The 15,564-nt window shown below is 63.4% G+C and carries 13 protein-coding genes; 7 read left to right on the plus strand and 6 right to left on the minus strand.

The features are described 5' to 3' along the window. Positions 1-471: 471 nt before the first annotated feature. From L5G28_RS08485 to L5G28_RS08500, 4 genes are read left to right on the plus strand one after another with little or no spacing between them, the layout of a single operon-like run. On the plus strand, positions 472-2,427 hold the full coding sequence (locus L5G28_RS08485) for a site-specific DNA-methyltransferase (RefSeq protein WP_237001143.1): 1,956 nt from the start codon (positions 472-474) through the stop codon (positions 2,425-2,427). Position 2,428: 1 nt separating this feature from the next. Next, the gene (locus L5G28_RS08490; protein ID WP_237001144.1) at positions 2,429-4,762 is read left to right on the plus strand and encodes a DEAD/DEAH box helicase; all 2,334 of its coding nucleotides are present in this window, start codon (positions 2,429-2,431) and stop codon (positions 4,760-4,762) included. A 5-nt stretch (positions 4,763-4,767) separates the two neighbouring features. Continuing rightward, the gene (locus L5G28_RS08495) at positions 4,768-5,313 is read left to right on the plus strand and encodes a hypothetical protein (protein WP_237001145.1); all 546 of its coding nucleotides are present in this window, start codon (positions 4,768-4,770) and stop codon (positions 5,311-5,313) included. 26 nt (positions 5,314-5,339) lie between these two features. Next, the gene (locus L5G28_RS08500) at positions 5,340-5,846 is read left to right on the plus strand and encodes a hypothetical protein (RefSeq protein ID WP_237001146.1); all 507 of its coding nucleotides are present in this window, start codon (positions 5,340-5,342) and stop codon (positions 5,844-5,846) included. A gap of 3 nt (positions 5,847-5,849) precedes the next feature. Here the strand turns inward: L5G28_RS08500 and L5G28_RS08505 are convergent, their stop codons facing one another. Both L5G28_RS08505 and L5G28_RS08510 read right to left on the minus strand, forming a co-directional pair. Then, positions 5,850-6,461 (minus strand): hypothetical protein, encoded by a 612-nt coding sequence (locus tag L5G28_RS08505; protein WP_237001147.1) that lies wholly within the window; start codon positions 6,459-6,461, stop codon positions 5,850-5,852. A 225-nt stretch (positions 6,462-6,686) separates the two neighbouring features. Beyond that, positions 6,687-7,640 (minus strand): hypothetical protein, encoded by a 954-nt coding sequence (locus L5G28_RS08510; RefSeq protein WP_237001148.1) that lies wholly within the window; start codon positions 7,638-7,640, stop codon positions 6,687-6,689. A 372-nt stretch (positions 7,641-8,012) separates the two neighbouring features. Here L5G28_RS08510 and L5G28_RS08515 point away from each other — a divergent pair, with 372 nt between their 5' ends. Then, entirely contained in the window at positions 8,013-8,582 is a 570-nt protein-coding gene (locus L5G28_RS08515) for a recombinase family protein (RefSeq protein WP_308191962.1), read from the plus strand. 322 nt (positions 8,583-8,904) lie between these two features. Here the strand turns inward: L5G28_RS08515 and L5G28_RS08520 are convergent, their stop codons facing one another. Together L5G28_RS08520 and L5G28_RS08525 are read right to left on the minus strand one after the other, a co-directional pair. Then, on the minus strand, positions 8,905-9,312 hold the full coding sequence (locus tag L5G28_RS08520) for a ParB family protein (RefSeq protein ID WP_237001150.1): 408 nt from the start codon (positions 9,310-9,312) through the stop codon (positions 8,905-8,907). A 228-nt stretch (positions 9,313-9,540) separates the two neighbouring features. Next, positions 9,541-10,032, minus strand: a complete 492-nt coding sequence (locus L5G28_RS08525; protein ID WP_237001151.1) for a helix-turn-helix domain-containing protein — start codon at positions 10,030-10,032, stop codon at positions 9,541-9,543. 483 nt (positions 10,033-10,515) lie between these two features. On the opposite strand from L5G28_RS08525, the gene L5G28_RS08530 reads away from it, so the two are divergent. Next, on the plus strand, positions 10,516-11,703 hold the full coding sequence (locus L5G28_RS08530) for a hypothetical protein (protein ID WP_237001152.1): 1,188 nt from the start codon (positions 10,516-10,518) through the stop codon (positions 11,701-11,703). Continuing rightward, positions 11,700-11,864 carry a hypothetical protein gene (locus tag L5G28_RS08535; RefSeq protein ID WP_237001153.1) on the plus strand — a complete coding sequence of 55 codons (165 nt, stop codon included), beginning with the start codon at positions 11,700-11,702 and terminating at the stop codon, positions 11,862-11,864. The genes L5G28_RS08530 and L5G28_RS08535 overlap by 4 nt, the downstream gene beginning before the upstream one ends. A gap of 143 nt (positions 11,865-12,007) precedes the next feature. Here L5G28_RS08535 and L5G28_RS08540 read toward each other — a convergent pair whose 3' ends face one another. Continuing rightward, positions 12,008-13,915 (minus strand): relaxase/mobilization nuclease domain-containing protein, encoded by a 1,908-nt coding sequence (locus L5G28_RS08540; protein WP_237001154.1) that lies wholly within the window; start codon positions 13,913-13,915, stop codon positions 12,008-12,010. Beyond that, on the minus strand, positions 13,912-14,607 hold the full coding sequence (locus L5G28_RS08545; RefSeq protein WP_237001155.1) for a hypothetical protein: 696 nt from the start codon (positions 14,605-14,607) through the stop codon (positions 13,912-13,914). Before L5G28_RS08545 ends, L5G28_RS08540 begins: the two co-directional genes overlap by 4 nt. Positions 14,608-15,564 lie beyond the last annotated feature (957 nt).

The following is a 15,564-nucleotide window of genomic DNA, read 5'->3' on the forward strand; positions in this document are numbered from 1 at the left end:
GCGCTCGCGCAGGCCGAGGGGATCATCGCCGCCGCCGATGAGCTGCCGCCCGCGGTGCAGAGTCGCCGCGACCAGGCGCTCCGCGACGGGCCCGGCCAGGCCAACGACTGACATCGTTGGCCGCGAGGCCACGGCTTACGGGAATTGGTCGAGACACCGGACGCTTACGCGCTTTCGACGCTCGCAACTGAATCCTGCAGGTCGCGCCGCCACGGCTCGACGAACAAGCGGTCCGTGCCCTGGGCGCGACGACGATCGCGTCTGGGCGGTGGGTCGGACTTCCGGCTCAGACAAATCGGCCTCTGCGACCTTGGTACTCTGACCTGGTGTTTCTCGCGTGTGGAGAACCGTTAGCCACTTTCGTAGGGTGCAACGGGCCAGTCCTGTCGGTGCCGTCTGATCTAGTGACGGTGGCTTCGTGCCTTCGGCTTCGAAACGTTGTGCAATTGGAACTAGTGAGGTAGGGGATACATGGATGATCTGACCGATCTTGAGTCGCTGCCAGTCGAGCAGCTGATCGAGATGATCCGAGAGAAGACTGGGGCTGGCGTCAACTTGTCATTCCCCGGCAAGGTCCTCGCACGTCAGATCGGCCGCCGTGTTCGGCCTCGCAATCAGCGGACCGTCAAGTCGTTGAGCGCCGGGGACGAGCACGGCCGTTCGCGGAACCTGGTAATCGAGGGGGACAACCTGCAAGCGATGGCGTCGCTCTATCGCGAGCGCGGGCAGATCGACATGATCCTGACCGATCCGCCGTACAACACAGGCAGCGACTTCCGCTACAACGACAAGTGGGATAAGGACCCCAACGATCCCGACATGGGCGAGTTCGTCGGCAGTGACGACCCAGCGCGTCATACCAAGTGGATGAAGTTCATGTACCCGCGCCTCCAGATCATGCGCGCGATGCTCAAACCCTCTGGCGTGCTAGCAATCTGCATCGACAGCCGCGAATTGTTTCATTTGGGCAACATGCTCGACGAGATCTTTGGCGAGGAGAACCGACTCGCAATCATCAACTGGGAGAAGGCTGCGGCACCGAAGAACGACAAGAATCACGTCGCGAGCACGACGGAGTACGTCCTCGTCTATGCAAAGAACGAGAAGCGCGCGTCGACCGGCAGTCTGCCCCGCAACGAGGACAGCTACGACCGTTACAAGAATCCTGATGACGACCACCGCGGTCTCTGGAGGGAACATGACTTGACGGCCCGTACCTCAAGCCCAAAGGACCAGTACGGTATTCAGTCACCTTTCGATGGCACGATCCATTACCCGGCGGGTTACAGGTCGTGGGCCCACCCGAAGCGGAATATCAAGCAATGGCTTGAGGAGTGGGGGGTCGCTTACACGACGGTCAATATCGGCGACGGTCGCCCGACGGCCCTGATGGTCAAGGGCGGCCGAGCACTCCCTCCCGCGTCGGGCGAGGAACGACCCCGAACCCGACCTGGGACTGTCCCCAAGTCGGCGACACAGGCGGCCACCGCCGTCCTCAAACGAGGTCAGTGGCCGTTCGTGTGGTGGGGGCTGAAGGGCACAGGTGGCCCTCGTCCGAAGAAGTACAAGGAGGCTGTACGCAAAGGGTTCGTTCCGATTACCTACTGGGCCTCTGATGAGTACGACGAACCGTTTGAGATGGGCTCGACCTCCTGGGATTGGGAACAGTCGGGTCTGAGCCAGGCAGGAGTCAAGGAGCTGACGCTGGTCGTCGGTGCCGGGCATAAGTTCGAGACCGTAAAGCCGCTGAAGCTGGTAACGAAACTTCTTCAGATATGGTGCCCACCCAACGGAACCGTGCTCGATCCGTTCGCTGGATCAGGGACGACCGGACACGCGGTGCTCGAACTCAACCACGCACAGGAAACCGACCGACGATTCATCCTTGTCGAGCAGGGCAGGCCGGACAACGGCGACTCGTACGCCAGGACGCTGACCGTCGACCGACTCACCCGAGTGATCACCGGAGACTGGCAGAAGGAGCGTCGCCCCGCGCTGGGCGGCGGCTTCACTTTCAAGGCACTCGAAAAGAAGGTTGACGCGAAGACTCTCCTACTCATGGAGCGGGATGAGATGGTCGATACGGTCATCGCCTCGCACTCCAGCACTGGAACTCGCCGTCGCACAGAGCTGATCCTGATCGGCGATGACGGCGAGCCGTACACGTACCTCGTCGCGAAGAACGCCAACAACGAGGGCATCTACCTCGTGTGGGCGGGGGCCGGGTCGAGTACCGACCTGACCGAGGAGGCCTACGAAGCGATCACCGAGGAGGCTGACGCCGCAGGCCTCGGCGACGTCTATCACGTCTACAGCAGGCGCAACCTCATCGTCACCGACGACGTGATCTGGTATCAGATTCCCGACCGAATCCTGTCCGACTTTGGCCTGGACGTCCGGTCCGAGCCTTTCACTGAGGCGGTCTGAAATGGCGATCGAGCTGTTCCAGTTTCAGCAGAAGGCGGCGTCGCAGATCGCCGACCGGTATATCGAATACAGCACCGAGCCGATCTCGTTCGGACGGGGTGCCAACCGTCACGATGTGCCGTTCTACCAAGCGCTGTCGTCGATCACTGGCTCGGGAAAGACAGCGATTCTAGCTCAGGCTGTGAGCGAGATCGTCGAACTGTCTGAGCTTTCGCCGGTGATCCTGTGGCTCTCCAAGGGCAAGGTCGTCGTGCAGCAGAGCTACGCGAACCTCGACGAGGGGGGCAAGTACGCCCACCTCCTGCCGGGCGTCCCGGTTCGGCTCCTCAGCGAGTATGACCCCGCGGACGTAGCCGAATCCGACGGGGCGCTCCTGTACTTCGCCACGGTCGGCACGTTCAACCAGAAGGACCGCGAGAAGAGCAGCCTCAAGATCTTCGCTGCCGACACCGACAACATCGAGTCGACCAGATGGGAGGCGCTCAAGCTCCGGCAAACGGCCGATGGCCAGCGCCGCCCCTTGGTCGTCGTCTACGACGAGGCCCAGAACCTCAGCGACCAGCAGACGTTGCTCCTGCTGGAGCAGCAACCTGCGGTATTCCTCCTGGCGAGCGCCACGCTGCGCTTCCCGGCGCAGTTCGACACGCAAGTTATCCAGCCCCTTCGAACTCAGGGCGACTACAGCGACGACGACCTCATCACCTCGGTGAAGTCGGCCATAGTCGTCTCGTCCGGGTTGGTCAAGGGGATGATCTCCTTGGACGGGCTGAACGCCCCGATGGAAGAGACCGTGTCCGAGATGCTCGTCGACATGCGTGAGGCCGAGGCGATGTCGATGGCCGAAGGGCTTCCGTTCCTGCCGAAGGCGATCTACGTCTGCAACACCAACATCCTCGCTGACGACGCGAGCCAGTCCGATGATCCCAAGCAGCCGTTCGAGCAGCGACAGGCGCCGCCGATCGTGATCTGGCGGTACCTCACCGAGCAGTGCGGCGTCCCCGCCGAGGAAGTGGCCGTCTACGCGAATCTGAAGACGCACAGAGACTTTCCCCTTCCGGCGGAATTCACGCTCTTTGGTGGCGGAGACAGCGACTACGACGAGTTCATCGCCGGCGACTACCGCCACATCATCTTCAACCAGACCCTCCAGGAGGGGTGGGACGATCCGAGCGTCTACTTCGCCTACGTTGACAAGACGATGGACTCCTCGGTCCAGATCACCCAGATCGTCGGTCGCGTCCTCCGCCAGCCGGGGGCCACGCACTACCAGTCCGACCGCCTCAATACCGCGCACTTCTACGTCCGCGTCGATCGCAATGACTCGTTCGCCCAAGTGGTCGAGGACGTGCGGAAGGGACTGGGCGGAGACGCCCCGGAGGTTCGAATCCTCACGTCGCCTCCTGGGACAGAGGACCCCGTCAGCCTGTCCCCAAAGTCGAGCCGCTCGGTCCCACGGTCCGCGACGGACAGCTCGCGCACGGTCGATCCGGTGAACAAGGTGCTGGCCAAGATCCACGATTACTCGGCCGACGAGACGAACACCCGGGGCGTCGGACGCCGGCGGACCGTCCAGCAGGCGATCGGCAAGAACGAGTCCGTCGACTCAGAGTGGAAGGAGTTCGAGCAGTCCAACCGGGTCAATGCCCGTTGGGTCTTCAAGCGCGAGGTGGCGCGCAGATACCGACCGGCGCTCATGGTGATCGACACCGACGAGCCGAAGTTCGACGCGAAAGTGGGAGTCGGAAGCCCGGCGTACGAGACGCTCACCGACAGGGCGGGCGACGCCGTCGACGAGTACCTGCTCTACGCCGACATCAAACTGCTCAAGCCGAAGCCGTACCAGATTGGCAGCACGCTGGTCCGAAAGTCGTTGATGGAGACATTCAGCAACGCGATCCACGAGGGCTACGACGGCCTCAATCCCTTCGAGCTCAGTTTCGCCCGCGCACTTGATGGCACCGGCCTCCCGTGGACGCGGAACCGCTCGCAGACCGGATACAAGATCCCTCTCATCTCCCTGGGGCAGACAGTCTGGTTCTTCCCTGACTTCCTCGTATGGGTCGGCGACAAAGTGCTTTGCGTCGATACCAAAGGCAGCCACATTGTCGAAGGAGACGGACGGCGCAAACTGCTGTCGATCCGTCCGCACAAGGACGTCCCCGTCACCGTCGAGGTGAAGTTCGTGACCGAGGGCACTTGGAAGGCCGACGGCACCCCCGATGGCAAGGAAGGCTACTCGACGTGGGAACTCGGTCCGGGGCAGTCTCTGCGCTCGCTCCCGTTCGCCGATCTCGAAGAACTCGCCAGATCGTTCGTTGCTGACGGAGAGGACTAGCGGCAGTGTCTCTTTACCCGCCCCAGCTAGGAGATGTCGCGACCTGGTTCAACGCGATGGCGATGGCGTCGGCTGCGGTATTCGCTTGGCTCGCTTGGCGTGCTCAAGTCGAAGACCGCGAGTCAAGAGAGTACGAATCGCGACGAGAGGCGGCTGTTCGACATGCCGCTGCAGCCATCGAAGACCTCACTACAGGCTCGGTCGCTTCTGCGCGCCGATGCGTGGCGGACAAGGCCACCTCCGGTGGAGTCCCCGATACAGTCGGGTCTGGCGACGAAGAGTTACGCCACCAGGTGTTCGTGCTTTTGTGGGCGCTGCACCGCCTTGAACCCCTCGCCGACGACCTGGGCTTAGCCAAGTCGGGCCAGCGCCAGGTTTTGGGTACCCACATCGGCCTCATCACGGCAAGCCTCCGGAAGTTTGCAGGACTACTCCCGGAAGGTAGTCGCGCACCCTTCGCAACGTCTGCGGAGGCCGCGAAGACGGCCCTGGCGGATCTGTCGAATGTCCTTGACGTCGAGAACGATTCGTGGAAGACCGGCCTCGAATGACGAACGGTCCAGACCTTGAACGGTCGATGTCTCCGATCACCGGCGACCATCTCGGCCGACTAGCGCGTCTCGCGGAGGCGGACCGACACAACATGTTTGAGGACCACCCGAGACTTGGCGTCTTCCGCAGCCGAGTGCTGCTCACCGCACTGTGTCAGGGTGCCGCCCTGCATTTCGTTGACGGGGAGAACGGGGTCAAGGACCTAGACGTCTACACCTTCTACGCGCAGCATCCGACCGTCAACTTTCCCCACCGACGACGCAAGATGGTGGACTTCGGCAAGTCAGACCTTGGGCGGCACCCCGACGACGATCCACGATTCCGCGGCAGGCATGTCGACCTGATGGGGCGCGTGATCGACGTGCCGCCGAGCGCCGACCCCATCGAGGCGGTCCGCGACTACCTCAGACGTGGCCCGACCACGACGTCCAGGAAGTTGGCCGAGAAGGCCGTCGTCGTGCTCGACCCGAGCCCGCTGCGCGGCCAGGTCGTCTGGCCGACACCCCGGCCAGACGTTGCTGACTTGAACTGAGGACTACGGAGTCGCCGCGTCGACCGCCAGCACCAGCATGCGCAACCATGCGAGGTCGGCGCCGATCTTTACCTTGTCGGCGGGTTCCCGCTTAATGCTCTGAGGGCGCGACTGACGCTGCAGGTCCCCTTCGTGGACGATTTGGTTTCGTCGGTGGACTATCCGGTTCAGCCTCTCCTTCACATCGGACGGCTTGTGCGCCGGCACCATGTGCGGAGAGATCTTTGCGAACGCCTTCCTGATTCCCAGGAACGCCATCGCTTGCTCGACCCCACGACTGCTCTGAAACGTCATGGTCAGAATCACTCGCTCCAGCGCACCCCTCGCACGAACCTTCGGCCTAATCTTGTCCCGATTCGCGACCACAGCCTCGCTGAGCGAGATCAATTCCTCGAACGGGACATCAAGGCTCTTGAGCGCCGATGCCATGTTCTTCAGCGGCACGTCGGCGATCGCCCAGTGCAGATAGGTGTCGAGCGCCGCCACACCCTGCGCGAGTGCGAATCGACGCATGTCGTCCGCTACGAGCGGATCTGGCACCGCGTCGGCGGCGAGTAGAAGGCTGCCGGCTCGATCTAGTACGTCAACGGCCGACTGGAGCGGGGTGAGGGTCACGAATCGACACCATAGACGACCCCCGCCGCCACGCCGCCAAAGCGCTGACATGCCCGGACAAACGTCCGTCTGTATGGGGTACACCCGGGTGGAGCGACTGTCGCCGCCGCATATCGAGTCTCAATGACGTCAGGTTAGGGATCGTTGGAACGGATCGCACTGAAGTCTGAGACTCCGGTCGACGAATTTCCAACGAGTCGGGGCTTCAAGGCATCGAAGCGCCTGTCACGTTACGAGCGAGGTGGTGAGTAGGGGCGATACGATAACTGCCGCGTACATGATGCCCAGGACGACAGTGAAGATCGCAACGGTACACCACGGATGCGTCGCAACAAATCTCGCGACAGGTGAGTGATTCCCTTCCTCGGTGGCGGCTTGCGCCACTGCCTGGAACATCTTCCCGACGAATACGCTCGCCCCAAGTGTTCCTCCCACCAGCGTGAGATACCCGGCGCGCTGGACTGCGTCGTCGATGGTGCTTGGCATCGTCAGTGCAGTCACGAGCAACCCGACGGATGTTCCGCGACCCGCGTAGTCGATGAGCAAGAACAGTTGGCGAAGTACATGGTTACAGAACTCGCGATCCTGTAGTGCCCTGCGGAGGATGCGAGCATTCATCTCGAAAACCACTCGGGGGCCAACCACCATTCGGATTTGTTCAACATCTGATGACTCGAGCAGGCCGACGGAGATTCGTTCCAACTCTCTGTCCGCCCGATCCTCCGCCCGCCGACCTATGCCGGTGGCCACTGTCTGATCCAGGCCAGGTTCGGGGAACGCCGCGAAGGCGTTATACAAGAGTTTCCGGTCCTCTGCATCATCGATGCTATCGGCTTGCTGGTGGACTCCGAATGCCCAGGTAGCAGTGTCGTCCTTGAGGCCAGCAATAGGATTAATGCTGAACATTGATGCTGCCGTCTGGCGGAATCTTCCCTTCAGAGACTCCTTCTTGGAGATTCGGCGCCCGACTACACGGATGATGGCCCGATCAGTCTCCGCGATTCTGAGTGAATTGAACGCGTCGGCTCCTGAGCACTTCCAAGCGAAGAACGCCACCATGCAGACCCCGAGCACCGCCCACCCGAGGATGGTTGTGATTAGCCACTGCCATACATAGCTCAAAAGAGCCCCCTGTAAATTCGTCATGTTGGCCTGCGGAACCAAAGTAGCGTTGGCCACCGACAGTCCTTGGGGACGCGTGGCATACAGGAGCAGCGGCCCACCATGAGTCTTTGAGGTCAGACTCCGCTGATAGAGAAGCGCCGCTCCGCCGCATGACAGGTGGTCCTCAGCCCCGGTCGTACAACCACGGGTTCGTCGCGGGCATCGCTTCGGGGGCATCCGCACACTGTCTGCCCAAATGTCGTGCCATAGCGCCAGGTCGCCGTTCATCAAACGGTCAATTGCCGACCGAATCGAACGGCCCTGCTCACGTCCTGTAGCCGACTTCCAAACTATCGAGAAAGTGTTCGTAAACGCGTTCATCTAACGTGTATCAGGGAGCGGTCTTCGACGCTGTCGGTGAACAGGTTTCTCGAACAGGAGACAGACGTGGCACTCGTTGGACTAGTCCGTGTCAGTACAAAGGACCAGGACGTGCAGCGCCAGCACGACGCACTCGGCAACATCTGTATCCGGGTCTTTGAGGAGAGGGTGTCTGGCAAGCTCAACGTTGACAACCGCCCCGGGCTCAAGGCTGCTCTGGATTACCTGCGCCCCGGCGACATGCTGACGGTGCTCGAAGTTGACCGCCTCGGCCGCAACTTGCCTGAAGGACTCACCGTCTTGTCGGACCTGTTCGCCCGCGGCGTTGGAGTGAAGGTTCTCGAAGGCATCGCCGTTGGCGAGCACACCGAGCGATCGTTCGTCCTAGACATGGCCCTGGCGATCGCCGAGGACCGCCGCCGCGATATCGCACGCAAGACCCGCAGCGGCCTGCACGCTGCCCGCGAGCGAGGCAAGGTCGGCGGTCGGCCAACAGTCCTCGATGACGATAAGCGTGCGATCATCCTCGCACGCCGCGAGCGCGGCGAGTCGGTCCGCGAGATCGCCCGCGGCGTCGCTGTGTCTGTCGGCACGGTGCACAAGGCCCTCTCCGAGGACAGCACGGCTGGAGACTAGACCGCGTGAACATCAACGTCCCCATCGGGGGGGCAGCATTCCGGTCGACCGCCAGCTCTTCGCCGAGCTGCTGGAGAATTCGGTCGCCGATGACTATGCGTACCGTCAGCGCGCACTGGACGAGGGGGGAGAGATCCCTCAGTAAGCGTGTGAGGTGGCGAGCAAGGGCGAGACTCTGTACGAGGTCCGGGAACGACGGGAGAGGAGGAATCGGCCAACCTCATGGCGAGCTCAGCACGCTGCGATCAACGGGTCTGCGAGCCGCGATTGCGACGTACCCTTCGGCCCCGAGGAGACGATAGGACGCGGCCCTTGTGGGAAGTCACTCCGCGAGCGGACGGCCTGGCGATAGTGGAATATCGACGCCCTCGAACATTTCTCCTCCGTTATGCCGCTGTGCCCGAAGCTGGACCTCGGCAGCAATGGCCCTCTCCACGAAGTGAGACCAACTGCGATCGCCTTCAGCTGAGCTCGTGGTCTTGTAAGCCAGACGGGCCTGTACGTAGATATCGGGGGAGATGTACACCGTTACGGCCTTCTTGGTCGGACTCTTTATGGCAGGTGGGGGCGGCGGTGTGACAGGTGTTGTCGGGAGCGTCGATGGTGCTGAGATCCGGCTCTTCGCTGGCAATGCCGGAGGCCTTCCAGCGACTGCGCGCTTGTGGGTTGTCCCCTCCCTATCGGTGGAAATCCAGTGCAGCCCTGGGACTCTGCGTCGAGGTTCAGTCATGATTTAGCCCTCCTGTGATGCGAAAATTTCGTTTCGGCTTCGGGCCTATGGGGCCACGCGGGTTCGAGCGGTGCGAGCCTTCGATCACGGCATCTCTACAAGGATTTCGTACCATCAGAAATGGTTCCGTACGACCCACTTAGTTCGGAGTGCTCTTAACTGTGAGCGCGCATACCGGTCGTCGAACTGTGGAAACCGCCCCGAGTTCGACCCACGGCAAGTATTCGATCACGACCCGCGGACGTCGAACACAACGTGAACCAGAGCGCTTACGCGCTCGGCGCTCCCGCCTCCAGCCAGCCAGTCAATAGGCGACACCGCTTCGCCGGCGACGACGAGATCACTGTGAGGAGTCTGCGCGAACCAAGCGATCGAGGTCGGATGTGCACTCTCCGGAAATATAGGAGCGATGCGAGACCATCCTGTGACTTCCCCGTCAGCGGTGAACTGGAATCGGGGAAATCGCCACTTCGTCCCGGCTTTGACTGCCAGAAGGCCACGTACCGTGGCGCGTTGGCGGATGCGTGCCTGTGACACCTTGAGCAGATCGGCGACCTCGGCGGTGCTGAAGCTATGAGCCAGGAGATTGATATTGCGCCGCGTCGCCAGTGTCGAGGCACGCTTCTCGAATGGCGGCATCTCATCTACGAAGGACCCCGCTGCCCGGAGGGCTTTCTCCTGGTCGGCAGTGAGGATGCTCGATGCCGGCTGCCTAGCCATGAATGATCGGTGCTGCTGACGCTACCGTGTAATAACACCAACGGGTCATGACAACATTTCTGTTATTGATATTTGCCCGATCGTACGCACCACCAGCCTGCGCCGCACAGCCGCCGGCCGGCGAGCGAACGGCGACGGCCGCGGCCACCGCTGGAGCAGATCGTCGGTGATGATCTCGCGGCCGACTTCGAACCGGCCATGGTCATCGATCTGATCTACGGTGCGCTTACTGCTGATCCCCGGGGCGAGCCTTGATCGGTCGTATGTCGACCGCCTACTGGACTTCGCGCTCGGTTCGCTCAGGGCCTGATCCGACAGCGCCGACCGACAATTCGCTCTCATCAAAGGCCTGATCGAAATTCGACGCGCTGACTTGAGTCACTCAGTTACCGAACGGATCATCTCGACGGCGGCGTCCATGCCCTGAACCGTCTTTGCGGGTTTCGTGAGGCGCGATGCCACCCGATCCGCTTAGATAGGTCGATGACCGACGAACTGCCGAAGACCGACGAAAACGTCCCTTTCGATGACGTCGCTGCCGGGAGCGCCCACAGCCGAAGAACAGAGCCTTCCGGTGCCTCTCCAGCGAGCGAAGCGCTGAGGGAGGTCCTCGGAAACACAGGTCTCGCCAAACGAGTCGTCGACGCCCAGCGAGCAGCACTCGGCAGCGTGGGGTTCACCGAAGCCGTGACGCGCGCAATGGGAGGGACAACCATGGCCAAGCGACTGGCCCATGCGCAGCGCACTGCGAACGCGGCCTACGCGATTCCGGACCCGGTGAAGTTGCTCGGCATGAAGCCGGTTCAGATTGCTGAGACACAGCAACGCCTGCTACTCCAGGCCATTCCCGCGACCTCAGCCGCCGCGTCCGTGCTTGACGATATCTTGAAGTCTCAAAAATCCATGGTCGAGCGCGCGATGAAGCCGGTGCTCGACTCCCAGACGATGTGGGGCGAACAGCTCGCCGCCCAGCGCCAGATCATCCTGAGTAGCCTGGCCCCCGCGCTGTCGACGCTCGGCAGCCTGCGACGAGCGCTGTTCCCACCGAACCTGCGATCTCTCGAGGACCAGGACATGAGCGTCGTCGACGACATTGTGCTCAACGAGGGAATCGCGATGTACGGGGTCCCGCGCACGGAGATCGTCGTGGCCCTCGTCAGGGCAGTGGACGTCGAATCGCGGCGCGCCGTCATCGACGATCGGCGAGACGACATACTCGACGACTGCCGCGCCGCGACAGGACGGTTCGGTACCGAGGCCGGACGGCCGTATGCCCGGCACCTGCTCGCAGCGATTGACGCGATCGCAAGCGGTCACGCCGAGGCCGGGCAAGCCCTTGTCGGTTCGATCATCGACGCGGCCCTGACCAGCCTGTTCGAAGACGGCATGGGAGCCGAGCTCAAGCCGAAGGGAGACGACCGCAAACCTGCGGTCTACGACGATCTCGGAACGCGGGACCTCCTCGCTTTTGCGCCGATCTGGCAGACGTATCAGCATTACTTCGCAAAGCGCAAGGACCCGGTGCCTAACACGTTCAATCGCCATGCGACCGCGCATACGGTCAGCGACCTTCAATACAATGGCACGAACGCCGTGCAGGGTGCGCTGATCGCGTGTGCCCTCTTGCTGCGGTGCAACGAGGCGTTGGAGCTGAAGGTCGAAGCAGCATGACGGACGACACGAGCTGGGTCGGACCCGTCGTCGGCGTGCTCGCCGAGGCCGAGGATGCGATCGTAGAGGCGCAGGGCATGCCAGCTGGTGTCCGCGCGCGACTCGACGACGTGATCGACCGGCTCAACCGGGGTGCGGACGAAGCTGACCCGCACACATGAAAGAACCTCCGCAAGTTCTGTTTCTGGCTGTTGAGTCTGCGATACAGCAACTGTTCCGGAGACCCCATTTCATCATCGATCCGATGCGCACCCCCCTGCTTCTATCGGCCCTACCCGGCCTCTAGCGAGTCTTACCGTGACGATCATCCGATTCCGTATCCATAATCCGAATCCTGCTGCCGTCCGGCCTGTTTGCTCGCCTGCCGGTTCTGACCCAGGGCTCCCCGCACCGCGGCGTCGACCTTCGCGCGGCGCTGCCCCTCGGTTTCTTTGATGTCCACTTTGCGGCCCATGCCCTTCTGCCTGTGGATCTCCTTCTGGCCGAGGGCCACGTAATGATCGAGGGCGTTGCCCTTGCCTTCATGCGCGAAAGTCGTGGTGTCCTCTCGCAGCGCTTGGACGATCCAGCGATTCATGCCGGCTTTCGCTGCCTCCTGGTCGAAAGCATTGACCTCTGCCCACGCCGCGTCGGCTTTGGCGAGATCGGCCGCGACCTTCGCCTCCCGTTCGGCGAGGTCGGCCTTCGCCTTGCGGATGCCCTCGGTGTAGCCCTTCTCACGGGCGCGATCACGCTCGACAGCAGCGGCGTTGCGGGCGTCCTCGGTCTCGGCGTAGCCCCGCCGAATGCCCTCGGCTCGGGCCTGTTCGATTTCCTTGGCCTTGGTCGGCTCGAAAGCCTGCTTCTCGGCCTCGAGAGCCCCGCGGTCGGATTTGATGGACGCCTCGCGCCGGTCGAGAAGCTCGCGCTGGTCAAGCAGGAGTTGGGCATGTTTCTGCTGCACGGCATGTGCCCTTTGCGCGTCGGCCGCGCGCGCCGACAGCTCGGCGTTTACGTCGACCACCAGCGGTCCGCTGCCCGTATCGACCGTCGCGGTCACCGCGTCGCCGTCGCGGGTCAGCGTGACACCCTTGAGGGGCTCCCTCGCGACGACTGCCTGCGCCGCCCATCCCTCGTAGGTGCCGCCGGTGTGGCGGACGTACTCGACGTAGGCGGCTTCGTCCTGCTCCCACGGCGGGCGACCGTCGGCCGTGAGGTAGACCGGCCGCGGTCGGTCCGGCATCAGAGTGCTCGTCGGCATCACCAGCGCCTGCTCTGAAACTTCGAGCGTCTCGCCGCGGGCCAGGGTCGCTGCGTTCTCGGCGCAGCGCTCCGCGACCTTGGACCTGGTGAACTCCGGGCCGATGCCGGCTTTGCCGCGGGAGCGTGCTTTTCGCTCCAGCCCGTCGTCGCCGATCCAGGAGTACGAGACCCCGGCCTTGCCCCGGACCCGCACGTCGACGGCCGCCGCCTGGCAGCGCGCGACGTAGTCCTCCCAAGAGACCGATTGCGCCGCCGCGGTGCGCAGCTTGAGACGCACCTGGTCGTAAGTGCTGTGCCCGCGCTCGGCGCGCTGGGCCAGGTCCTGCTTGGACGCCGAGCCGTCGGCGAACTTCCGGCACGTCTCGACAAAGGCGGCGTTGTCGTACTTCCACTCGCGCAGCACCACGGCATCAGTGACGTGGCGTAAGCGGAATATGTTCTTGAGGTCTCCGTCGATTGCGCGGCCGGCCGGATACGATTTCACCAGCTCGTCGCTGTCGGCGTTCTGCCAACGTAAGGACACTTCCTGCTCGGCCACGTTGGCCACGACGATGTGAGAGTGCCAGTGTCCGGCGACCCACTTCTGGTCGTCGCCCTGACCCTCCCAGCGGCCGTTATCGCGCTGGGTGACGATCTTGATCTGGCGGCCCGGCCACGCCTCGCGCGCCCACTCGCGGGCCAGTCGATGCGCCACCGCGCCCAGCTCGTCGTCGCCGGGGTCCAGCTCCTCGTGGGAGTGCGACAGGACGTACGAGTAGGCGTCGATCTCCAGATCGCCCTTGCCGTAGGCGAGCCGCGTGCGCAGCATGTCGCCTACGAAAGTCTCCGGCCGACAGTCGCCGAGCGTGCTCATCCACTCCACGCGCGCGGACGGACCGCCGGGGCGGTCCTGGTCGTGCGCGGCAGCGCTGCTGATGTAGTCGTCGAAGCCCTTCACGAACGGTAGCGACGAGCCGCTCAGTGTTGTCATCTGTCTGCGCCTCCGACCAGCTTCTCAACCGCATCCGTCAGCCGCGCCAATTCGACGCGGTTGGCCGCCAGCTCCAGACGAACCGATTCGAGCTCACTGGTGATCGCCAGCGGCAGCTCCTGATACTTCTGGCAGAACCGGGTGAGCTGATTCAAGTTGTTGCCCTGTCGGGCAATCTCCACCGACTGCGAGCTCACCGCATCGGCCACCGCCCGCAGTTCGGCCTTGAGCTCCTTACGCAGCTGTCGGCGCACCAGTATCTCCACGCCCGCGGACTTTCTCTGCAGGTACGCGTCGACCGCAGTCTGCACGAGGTCGGTCAGGCTCCGCCCCTCGATCTTGGCGCGCCGCTCCAGCACCGCCCGAGTGCCCGGCCGCGGACGCCAGCCGATCAGCTTCTCCAACGGGGCCTTGGCCGCCGCTTCCTTGCGGACCTTCCGCGGGGCGTCCGAGCGGGCGTCGAAACGGTCGTCGATCCGCGCCGCCTGGCGGCACCACGACGCCGCTCGCTTCGCCGAGACGCCGACTCCCTCGGCTATCGCCTCGTACGTCGCGCCGTCGGCGCGCATCCGCAGCGACTTCGTCACCACGGACTGCTCCGGCTCCGGGGCCCGGGTGCTCTTCACCGCCGCAGCGACTCCGGCGGCCAGCACGGCGTAGTCGAGCGGGCTATCGCCCGTCGACTCCGCCATACCGGCCTCCTGCGTCATAGAGGCCAACCTACACCAAACGCTACCGCTAGCGCGGAAGATATTGCGGCCTCAGCGAGCGTCCCCGCCGTTAAACAGTCGGCGCTTCGCGCCTTCCGTTTACCGCCCTCGCTGCGCTCGGGCCAGCGGGGCTCGTTGGGGGACCGCTGCGCGCCCCCAAACCCCCAGCCATGCGCGGGGCTCGCGACCAACCGGGCGGCGGCACCTGACCTGGCGCATTGGTCGGGCGACGTCGGGGAGCGAGCTGGCGCATGCGCTCGCCAAGCTGGCCCGCGCGTGTTAGCTTCTGCGGCCACCGCGTGACCAACTTCGCTGATTCACTCGCCATCGACTGTGCGTGGTCGCCACGTGCAATCACTTGTCGCGGTCCGGTACCGCCAGGTCTGTCCCCTGAGTGCCGGTATCAAGGGTCGCTAGACAGCACTACCGTCTCTTAGGGGCCATTACAACTCGCTCTATGGAGACGTCAGTACCCACCTATAGACCGAGTGAGCCTCTGTGCACGTGCAAGAGCCATTACTACCGGCTTGTAGGGGACGCTCGCTTGTCCACAGTGGTGCCATTGTGCAGTCGGAGCCATACAAGAGCGACACTGTCGCCGAACTGGCCACCGCCTACCAATGTGGGGAGGTCGAGAGTCGTGGACATCGCCACTTGCAGTCGCCTGCCCTGGTGCTCGGGCAGGGGTATTCTTTGGTCATGGCGACTGAGCGCCGTGAGCACGAGCGCGCGAGCGAGGACCAAGCGGACGACCATGCCGAAGCGCGATGGCGGGTCGCGGAGGCATCCGCGCGGGTTGCGGAGTTGTCAGTTGAGCTGAATCGACGCCTGGCGCGCTGACGCAACGGCCTCCGATGGACAGGAACCAGAACAAGCCGCGGACCCGGGTCGCGGCCGCCGCAGCCCGGGCCGCCATTGCGATCCGCGAATACGACGGCC

This window comes from Gordonia liuliyuniae (genome assembly GCF_021739025.1).
In the GTDB taxonomy this organism is placed as follows: Bacteria; Actinomycetota; Actinomycetes; order Mycobacteriales; family Mycobacteriaceae; genus Gordonia; species Gordonia liuliyuniae.

Coding starts and splice junctions, on each gene's coding strand:
- L5G28_RS08490 (WP_237001144.1), top strand. CDS start 2,429: ATGGCGATCGAGCTGTTCCAGTTTCAGCAGAAGGCGGCGTCGCAGATC.
- L5G28_RS08485 (WP_237001143.1), top strand. CDS start 472: ATGGATGATCTGACCGATCTTGAGTCGCTGCCAGTCGAGCAGCTGATC.
- L5G28_RS08540 (WP_237001154.1), bottom strand. CDS start 13,915: ATGACAACACTGAGCGGCTCGTCGCTACCGTTCGTGAAGGGCTTCGAC.
- L5G28_RS08520 (WP_237001150.1), bottom strand. CDS start 9,312: ATGACTGAACCTCGACGCAGAGTCCCAGGGCTGCACTGGATTTCCACC.
- L5G28_RS08545 (WP_237001155.1), bottom strand. CDS start 14,607: ATGGCGGAGTCGACGGGCGATAGCCCGCTCGACTACGCCGTGCTGGCC.
- L5G28_RS08535 (WP_237001153.1), top strand. CDS start 11,700: ATGACGGACGACACGAGCTGGGTCGGACCCGTCGTCGGCGTGCTCGCC.
- L5G28_RS08525 (WP_237001151.1), bottom strand. CDS start 10,032: ATGGCTAGGCAGCCGGCATCGAGCATCCTCACTGCCGACCAGGAGAAA.
- L5G28_RS08500 (WP_237001146.1), top strand. CDS start 5,340: ATGTCTCCGATCACCGGCGACCATCTCGGCCGACTAGCGCGTCTCGCG.
- L5G28_RS08530 (WP_237001152.1), top strand. CDS start 10,516: ATGACCGACGAACTGCCGAAGACCGACGAAAACGTCCCTTTCGATGAC.